Origin of the sequence: Arthrobacter sp. CC3 (assembly GCF_039907775.1) — a bacterium.
Taxonomy (GTDB): domain Bacteria; phylum Actinomycetota; class Actinomycetes; order Actinomycetales; family Micrococcaceae; genus Arthrobacter.
This window is the reverse complement of sequence record NZ_JARCCY010000029.1, coordinates 56648-64456: the sequence shown is the minus strand read 5'-3', so window position 1 is coordinate 64456 and position 7809 is coordinate 56648. Positions and strand designations below refer to the sequence as shown.

Annotated in this window: 8 protein-coding genes; 4 read left to right on the top strand and 4 right to left on the bottom strand. The window is 67.2% G+C overall.

Annotation, left to right across the window (positions count from 1 at the left end; translation table 11 throughout):
* Window positions 1–164: 164 nt before the first annotated feature.
* Window positions 165–470 carry an acylphosphatase gene (locus PV761_RS16755; RefSeq protein ID WP_347898464.1) on the bottom strand — a complete coding sequence of 102 codons (306 nt, stop codon included), beginning with the start codon at window positions 468–470 and terminating at the stop codon, window positions 165–167.
* A 1012-nt stretch (window positions 471–1482) separates the two neighbouring features.
* Window positions 1483–2007 (bottom strand): hypothetical protein, encoded by a 525-nt coding sequence (locus PV761_RS16750; protein WP_347898459.1) that lies wholly within the window; start codon window positions 2005–2007, stop codon window positions 1483–1485.
* Between the two features lie 16 nt (window positions 2008–2023).
* On the opposite strand from PV761_RS16750, the gene PV761_RS16745 reads away from it, so the two are divergent.
* A complete protein-coding gene (locus PV761_RS16745; protein WP_347898457.1) occupies window positions 2024–2389 on the top strand; it encodes a hypothetical protein in 366 nt (121 codons plus the stop codon).
* Window positions 2390–2515: 126 nt separating this feature from the next.
* Here PV761_RS16745 and PV761_RS16740 read toward each other — a convergent pair whose 3' ends face one another.
* Window positions 2516–3244, bottom strand: coding sequence for a hypothetical protein (locus PV761_RS16740; RefSeq protein ID WP_347898455.1), 729 nt, complete (start codon window positions 3242–3244; stop codon window positions 2516–2518).
* Between the two features lie 160 nt (window positions 3245–3404).
* Here PV761_RS16740 and PV761_RS16735 point away from each other — a divergent pair, with 160 nt between their 5' ends.
* The 3 genes from PV761_RS16735 (at window position 3405) to PV761_RS16725 (ending at window position 6948) form a co-directional block, all read left to right on the top strand.
* Window positions 3405–4676, top strand: a complete 1272-nt coding sequence (locus PV761_RS16735; protein ID WP_347898453.1) for a mechanosensitive ion channel domain-containing protein — start codon at window positions 3405–3407, stop codon at window positions 4674–4676.
* Window positions 4677–4764: 88 nt separating this feature from the next.
* Window positions 4765–6720 (top strand): alpha-glucosidase, encoded by a 1956-nt coding sequence (locus tag PV761_RS16730; protein WP_347898451.1) that lies wholly within the window; start codon window positions 4765–4767, stop codon window positions 6718–6720.
* Window positions 6721–6765: 45 nt separating this feature from the next.
* Window positions 6766–6948 carry a hypothetical protein gene (locus PV761_RS16725; protein WP_347898449.1) on the top strand — a complete coding sequence of 61 codons (183 nt, stop codon included), beginning with the start codon at window positions 6766–6768 and terminating at the stop codon, window positions 6946–6948.
* 55 nt (window positions 6949–7003) lie between these two features.
* Here PV761_RS16725 and PV761_RS16720 read toward each other — a convergent pair whose 3' ends face one another.
* Window positions 7004–7798, bottom strand: coding sequence for an alpha/beta hydrolase (locus PV761_RS16720; protein ID WP_028271978.1), 795 nt, complete (start codon window positions 7796–7798; stop codon window positions 7004–7006).
* Window positions 7799–7809 lie beyond the last annotated feature (11 nt).

The following is a 7809-nucleotide window of genomic DNA, read 5'->3' as shown; positions in this document are numbered from 1 at the left end:
CTGGCACCGCACTACCAGCCCCAAACAAGTCCTGGAACACTCAACCTGGCGACGAAAACACCAACACCGCGCACAACCTAGTCATTACAAAACCCGCGGACACACCCCATAAACGCGACTGTAGTACTAGGAGTGACCGCGCCTAGGAGTGACCTTGTCCAGGCTCAGTACACCACGTCGAAATTGCTGAACTCGCCCGTCGCGGGCGACACGGACTCCTCCACGTGGTCCACGCGCCCCGGCGCGTCGCTGGACCTCAGCCAGCGCCGGAACTCCAGGACCATCGCCTGCGGCCCTTCGACGACGACGGCGACAGTACCGTCGACGTCGTTCCGCACTGTTCCGGTCAGCGAGAGCTCCTCAGCCTTCCGCACGGTCCAGTACCGGAAGCCGACCGCCTGGACGACGCCCTCGATGCGGGCCTGCAGGCGGACGTCCGGCCCCAGGTCCTGATCTGCTGCGTGAGCCATGCTTCCAATGTAGCGTCGCGGCGGGGTGTTCCGCTCCCCACCCGGCGGGTCCGCCGGCTTCGTGTTCGCGGCATGCTTGGCCTTGCCGTGCTTGGACCGCGACCACACCAGCATGGTGCCGATGGCAGCGACGAGAACCGGGATGGTCACGCCCAGCGGCTGCGCCCAGTCCTTCACGAGTGAACTCAGCACGTAGCCCAGTTCAATCTCCACCTGGATGTCCTCCCGGAACGTCTCCAGGCTCAGGTCCGGCCCGTCCTCTGCAGTGGCAAACAGCTGCAGGGTCATGGTTTTCCGCCCCGGATCCTTGGGCGTGATCCACCAGCGCCACTCCGCAACGCCCTGTTCCGGGACCAGCATCTCACCGCCCGGATTTCCGGCCCGCTCAATGGTCATGTCCGGGCCGGACAGGTCAGCGCGCATCTCTTCGCACACAATCGGCGTGCGGGTCTGCACCGGGTTGGGTCCGGGGATGTTCTTCTCATGGCCCGCGCCGGGATCGCCCAGGGTGACGTGCAGGACGAACTCCCTGGTCTCCCCCTGCCGCATCGGCGACGGCGGCCTGAAGGTCAGCTCGCCCCGGACACAGGTCTCCAGGATCTCCTTGGCCCGCCGGGCAAGTTCGAAGACAGTGGAGGTGGGGCGCGACGATGCAGGCGGGCGCACCGTCGGGACCGGGCCGGCGCCGGGCTTGCTTTCGGCAGGGCCGCCGGGAGGGCCGCTCTCACCGGGGAGGGGCGGGGTTGCCGTGGGCAGCGCGGTAATTGCCGTGGATGTTGGTTCCGTGTTCGGCAGCGGCGTGCAGCCGCCCAGGCCCAGCGCAACAAGAAGCGCCGCACAGACCGCCACGCACACGGCCGCCAGGGCGGATGCCATTGCCTTCGCACCGCTCGCGAGCCGCTGCTTCCCCAGTGCGTACATCAGAACCCCGACTACTGATCGGACCGTGTCCTGATTCGAGTCTGCGCGGCCCCACGGGGCCAGTCAAGGAGCCCGCACAGGCCGCCGCACGCTACTTCGCGGGCCGCAGCGAGGTGATCATCCGCCGGATATTCCGGTACTCCCCCGTCTCCGCGTACAGCTTCGCCTTCTCCCAGTACGGAAGCGACGGATCGCCGGGCGTGGTGTTGTTTGCCGGGTCGTAGCCGGCCCCGAACATGGCCCCGCTGGGCGGCCACCGGAACAGCAGGAAAATGGGACAGGCCAGCGTCCCGACCTCCTCCGGAACCATCGTGATGCCGTAGGCCGCGAAGGTCTCGGCGGTCCGTGCAGGCGCCTGCGCGTCTCCGCGGATCTCGAACATAAAGCGGGGTGCGTTCCCGTCCGCCACGCCCTTCTCGGCCAGGGCTGTCATGGGCTCGGAATCCAGCACCGCAAACGGGTACTGCTGCACGCACTCCGATCCGGTCACGATCCTGGTCTCCAGCACAGCCATCGGCTTCCCTGCCATGTTCAGGACGTCCACGTGTTCTCCGCCCAGCGGCGATTTTCCGGCCGGATCCTTGATGGTCCAGTCACCCGGGTGGTCGAACGTCAAGCCACCGTCCGACGTCGTGAACGTCTTCCAGCCGGACGGGGTAGGGGACGGCAACAGGCTCGGGGACGTGCTCGACGGCGCCGGTTCAGGCGGCGGGGCGCCCGCCGTCGCGCTTTGCGGCACGGCAGTCCCGCTCGCGGAACCGGTAGCGGTACCGCTTGCAGTCCCGTTCGCCGTCGCGCCCGACGTTCCGCCCGCTGAAGTGGCAGGTGCCGTGGCCGTCGCAGATCCGGGGTCCGGCGGGGCGGGTGGCGGCCCGCAGGCTGCCACGAGCACTGCGAGGCAGGCGCCTGCAGCAACTGCTGTCCCCGAACGTGCCGATCCGGACGATCGAAAGCCGGGCCTCATTGATCGGCGCATGCAATCCTCCTCATCCAGCTGAGGAACTCATTGTGGCCCCGCCCGCAGGCGACTCGCCCGGGGCGGGGCCAATTTGCCGCCAAAACGTTGCGCACCGCGGGTAGCCCCGCAGTGCGCAACGGCCGCTTCTTGGTTTGGCCCTGTCCGCCTAGGCGGGCCGCAGGGAAGTGAGCATCTTCTTGATGTTCTTGTACTCCTGGGTACCCATGTACACCTCGGGGGTGTCCACGTGCATCTCATTGCCGGGGGTGGTGTCGAACGGATCGTAGACGCCACCGAACATCGCACCGCTGGGCGGCCACGTGAAGAAGTGGAAGATGGGGCACGCTTCCGTTCCGGTGGGTTCAGGCGCCGTGGTGATCCCGTACGCGAACAGGGTCATGAGCTTGGGGTCCGTGGCCGTGGTGTCCGTCCTCGTCTCGAAGGTGTACCGGGGCACGCTGCCGCTCTGCTCCAATGCCGGCAGGGGCACGGATTCATACACACCGAACGGCTGCTTGACGGTGCATTCGGAACCGGTGACCATGTTGGTCCGGAGGTCCGCCAGGTTCTTGCCGTTGGCGTTGGTGATGTTCAAAAACACCCCGCCGGGGGCCGCGTCGCCGGCCTTCTCGGTGATCTTCCAGTCTTCCGGATAATCGAAGGCCAGGCCGTCCGCCGTCGTGTAGGACTTCCACCCTGCTTCGGGTGTGGAGGAAGCCGACGGTGAGGCGGTGGCAGTGGGCGACGTGGTGGCGGTGGTCGAAGCTGTCGGGGTGGCGGTGGCTGCCGGAGACGTCGTCGACGGTGACGAGGCGGGCGGGCCGCAGGCAACCAGCAGAAAAGCGAGGCATAGGGCCCCCGAGACGGCGATGGCCGAGGGTGCTGAGCGGTGCATCTATTCTCCTGAATCTCATGAGACCGCGAATAATTCCTCAATTCTGGACTGCGGAGGTCCTCAGCCCTAGCAATAAATCCAATCGATGTCCAAATGTTATCGCCACGCCCGAGCCCCTCCGGATTTAGGCTCTTCCCGGAAGCTTGATAGAGCTTAACCAATGCAAGAATTCCTCACCCCGGCAATGCCCTTCCTGGCCATGACGCTCGCCGTGGCGGCTGGACTGGTCCTCTCCTGGCTGATCCGAAAAACCGTCCTCCGGCTCAACCGACGCCGTCCGGAGTTGCAGTCCACCTCCCGGGTGGCCCGGCTCCCCCTCCGCCTGGCCCTCTGCCTGATCGGCGTCCGGATCGCCCTGGCGCTGACGACGGACGACGGCGGGTGGCGGTCCGCCGTCGACCACCTCCTCCTGATTGCCCTTATGGGCTCCCTTGCCTGGCTCGCCGTGGCCGTGCTGCTGATCGTTGAGGCCCTGGTCCTCAGCCGCTACAGCGTGGACGTGGCCGACAACCGCCGGGCACGCCGCCTGCGGACCCAGATGATCCTGGCCCGACGGATCGCCGTTGCGCTCATCGTGGTGCTGGCGGTTGGCAGCGTCATGCTGACCTTCCCCGCGATCCAGGCACTCGGCGCGGGACTGCTGGCCTCTGCCGGCGTGATCTCCATCGTGGCCGGGCTCGCCGCGCAGACCTCCCTGGTGAACGTGTTCGCCGGCATGCAGCTCTCCTTCACTGACGCGATCCGGGTGGACGACGTTGTGGTGGTCCAGAAGGAGTGGGGACGGATCGAGGAGATCACCCTGACCTACGTGGTGGTCCACATCTGGGACGACCGCAGGCTCATCCTGCCCTCCACCTACTTCACCACCACACCGTTCGAGAACTGGACCCGCCGGCAGTCCGAGGTGATGGGCACCGTGGAGTTCGACCTCGACTGGCGAGCACCCATCGAGGACATGCGCGCCGAACTGCGGACCGTGCTGGACGGAACGGCACTGTGGGACGAGCGCGTGGGTATCCTGCAGATCACCGATGCCACAGGCGGCTACGTCCGGGTGCGGATCCTGGTGAGCGCCGCGGACAGCGCCGCCCTTTTCGACCTGCGCTGCGTCATCCGCGAGGCCATGGTCACCTTCCTGCAGCAAGGCCACCCGGAGTCGCTGCCGCACATGCGCTGGGAACCCGTGCAGCCTGCGCCCGCACGGGCGATGCCCCGGCAGCCCGCAGTTGAGTCCAGCGCGTCCAGTGAGTCCGTCAAGTCCAGCGAGACTGTCGAGTCCGGGCGGCCGGTGCACGCGCGCCAGCAGTCGGATCCGCAGGACTCCCAGCTCTTCACCGGCTCGGTCGAAGCGATCGAGCGGTCCCGCGCGTTCACCGGCCCGGGCGAGGAGGTCCTCGAGGACCGCGACAAGACCCTCTCTGCACGGAGCTAGGGGCCCCTTTCCTGCCCGGCGGATCTGAACAATAATCAAACCGAGCCCCATCATCAGACCAGCCGCAAGCAACTGAGGAGACCAGGCCATGACCACCCACGCGGACCCCGCAACGGAACCCCCTGTCAGCGAGGCGCCGGACAACGACGACGAGGTGACCACGGATCCCGGCTGGTTCCACAAAGCGGTGGTCTACCAGATCTATCCGCGCAGCTTTGCGGACTCCGACGGTGACGGCATCGGCGACCTGCCAGGCATCATCAGCAAGCTGGACTACCTGCAGAAGCTGGGGGTCGACGTCGTCTGGCTCTCCCCCATCTACACCTCACCGCAGGACGACAACGGCTACGACATCAGCAACTACCGCGACGTTGACCCCATTTTCGGCACCCTGGCTGACCTGCAGGAACTGACTGACGGGCTGCACTCGCGGGGCATGAAACTGGTGATGGACCTGGTGGTCAACCACACCTCGGACGAGCACCCGTGGTTCGTGGAATCACGTTCCGCCAAGGACAACCCCAAACGCGACTGGTACTGGTGGCGGCCGCCGCGGGAGACGTCGGAAGGCGGCGGTGGAACGGCCGGTACAGCGGGTTCAGCCGCCACAGCGCCCGCAACCGGCGCGGAACCGAACAACTGGGGTTCGGCGTTCTCCGGCCCGGCCTGGGAATTCGACCAGGCCACCGGCGAGTACTACCTCCACTTGTTCTCCCGGAAGCAGCCGGACCTGAACTGGGAAAACCCCGAGGTCCGCGCCGCCGTCTACGACATGATGAACTGGTGGCTGGACCGCGGCGTGGACGGCTTCCGGATGGACGTCATCAACTTCATCTCCAAGGACACCGCGCTGCCGGACGGGCCGCGGGCGGACGGACTGCTGTTTGGCGACGGCAGCCCGCACTTCATGTCCGGTCCGCGGATCCACGAGTTCCTGCACGAGATGCACCTGGAGGTTTTCGCCGGCCGGGACAAGCCGCTGCTGACCGTGGGCGAAATGCCCGGCGTCACGGTGGAGGATGCTGTCCTGTTCACGGACCCGGCCCGGCGCGAGGTGGACATGGTGTTCCAGTTTGAGCACGTGGCGCTGGACCAGGAGGACGGCAACAAGTGGCGGCCCAAGAAGCTGCGGCTGACGGACCTGAAAAAGTCCCTGGGCCGCTGGCAGGCAGCCCTGGCCGAGCGCGGCTGGAACAGCCTCTACTGGGGCAACCACGACCAGGCCCGCGCCGTGTCCCGCTTCGGCGACGACGGGCAGTACCGCGAGCTCTCCGCCAAGATGCTGGCCGGCATCCTGCACCTGCACCGCGGTACGCCGTACGTCTACCAGGGCGAGGAGCTGGGCATGACGAACATGAGCTTCGGCGCCATCAGCGACTACCGCGACATCGAGGTGCTCAACCACCACCGCGAAGCCACCACCCATCTGGGCCACACCGACGCTGAGGTCCTTGCCGCGCTGGCACCGCTGAACCGGGACAACGCCCGCACCCCGGTGCAGTGGGACGCCACCCGGCATGGCGGGTTCACCACGGGAGCGCCGTGGATAGCCGTCAACCCCAACACCAGCCACATCAACGCCGCGGAGCAGGAAGACAACCCGGACTCCGTCTTCAGCTTCTACCGCGAGGTCATCGCCCTGCGGCACGCCGAGCCCGTGGTGGCGGAGGGCGACTTCACCATGCTGCTTCCGGACGACGAGCATGTGTACGTCTTCCGGCGGACACTGCCGGGAACCGGGCCGGCTGCCGATGCCGCTGAGGATGCGGCTGCTGCCGCGGCTCCCGGCGTCCAGTTGCTGGTGCTGGGCAACTTCTCGGGTGAAGACCGGACAGTGGAGCTCGACGGCGGCGGCTGGGGCGATACCGAAGCCGGCGCGGATGAGCCCGAGCTGGGCCACTACCCGGCCGAGCTGGTCCTCGGTAACTACCCATCCGGCAGCGCCGGGAAGCACAGTGCCGGGACGCATGGGACCGGGACGCATGCTGCGATTACGCTGCGCCCCTGGGAGCTGAAAGTCTTCCGCCGGCAACACAACAACTGAATTTCACCCCCAAGGCCGTTATACCAGCGAAGCAAGGAGAGCATCATGACTATTCCACCGCTGCCGGAGCCGGATCCGTTCCCGCCCAGCAGGCCGGACCCCACGGAGCCGCGCCCGCCGCACCCCGGCCCGGAACCGACACCGGCGCCCGGCCCGCTCCCCATCCCGGACCCGGGCCCCATGCCTCCGGGGCCGCCGTCGCCGAATCCCGACCCCACGCGGTTCTAGGATTTCGCTCGCCAACCGATCAAGCACCGGGGTCCGTTCAGCCGCCCGTGTCCGTTCAGTCACCGATGCTGTGCAGGAACCGGCGGACCTCGGTGTTGAACGCCGCCGGCGTTTCAGCGGCGACCATATGCCCGACGTCGGGAATCACCGTGAGCTGTGAACCCGGGATCTGGCGGTGCATGTCGTGCGCCACTGCCAGCGGCGATCGCACGTCGTGTTCGCCGTAAAGCAGCAGTGTGGGGACGCTGATGGTGGGAAGGACGTCACGGTAGTCTGCGTGGCCGCTTGCGCTCAGCATTGCCCGCATTCCGGCGGGATGGAAGTCGGCCATGATGGCGCTGGCTTCTTCGACGACGGCGGGATCCGCCCGCGCGGTGAACAGCGTGGGCAGCCACACAGGGATGAATTGCTCGGGCGGCTGGTCCAGCTCGGCCAGGATCTGCGCGTACCTGCGCTCGACTTCCTCGGGCGGCAACGATCCGGCCCAGCCGGCGTAAGCCGACACCAGCAGCAGGGACGCTGCCATGTGGGGGTGGCCCCGGTACAGTTCCAAGGCGACCCCGGACCCCCAGGACAGCCCCAGGACGTGCGGTTTCCGCGGCGCTACCTCACGGAGGAACCCGGCGAGCACATCGCCCAGTTCCTTACCGGAGAAGTCCGCCGGAGGATCGTCGGACCGGCCGCAGCCCGGGGCATCCCAGGCAATGACAGTGAACTCGTTGGAGAGCCCCTCCAACTGCTGCCGCCAGCTGCGGCTGTCCTCGTAGGCGCCGTGAAGGAGCACCAGCGGAGGGCCTTGGCCCACGCGCTGGTAGCCGATCCGCAGTCCTGAAATGTCAACAGTGTCCACGCCGCACCGCT

Bases quoted from the DNA above. Each gene is read 5' to 3' on its own strand.
- PV761_RS16730 (WP_347898451.1), top strand. From the start codon at position 4,765: ATGACCACCCACGCGGACCCCGCAACGGAACCCCCTGTCAGCGAGGCG.
- PV761_RS16740 (WP_347898455.1), bottom strand. From the start codon at position 3,244: ATGCACCGCTCAGCACCCTCGGCCATCGCCGTCTCGGGGGCCCTATGC.
- PV761_RS16735 (WP_347898453.1), top strand. From the start codon at position 3,405: ATGCAAGAATTCCTCACCCCGGCAATGCCCTTCCTGGCCATGACGCTC.
- PV761_RS16725 (WP_347898449.1), top strand. From the start codon at position 6,766: ATGACTATTCCACCGCTGCCGGAGCCGGATCCGTTCCCGCCCAGCAGG.
- PV761_RS16755 (WP_347898464.1), bottom strand. From the start codon at position 470: ATGGCTCACGCAGCAGATCAGGACCTGGGGCCGGACGTCCGCCTGCAG.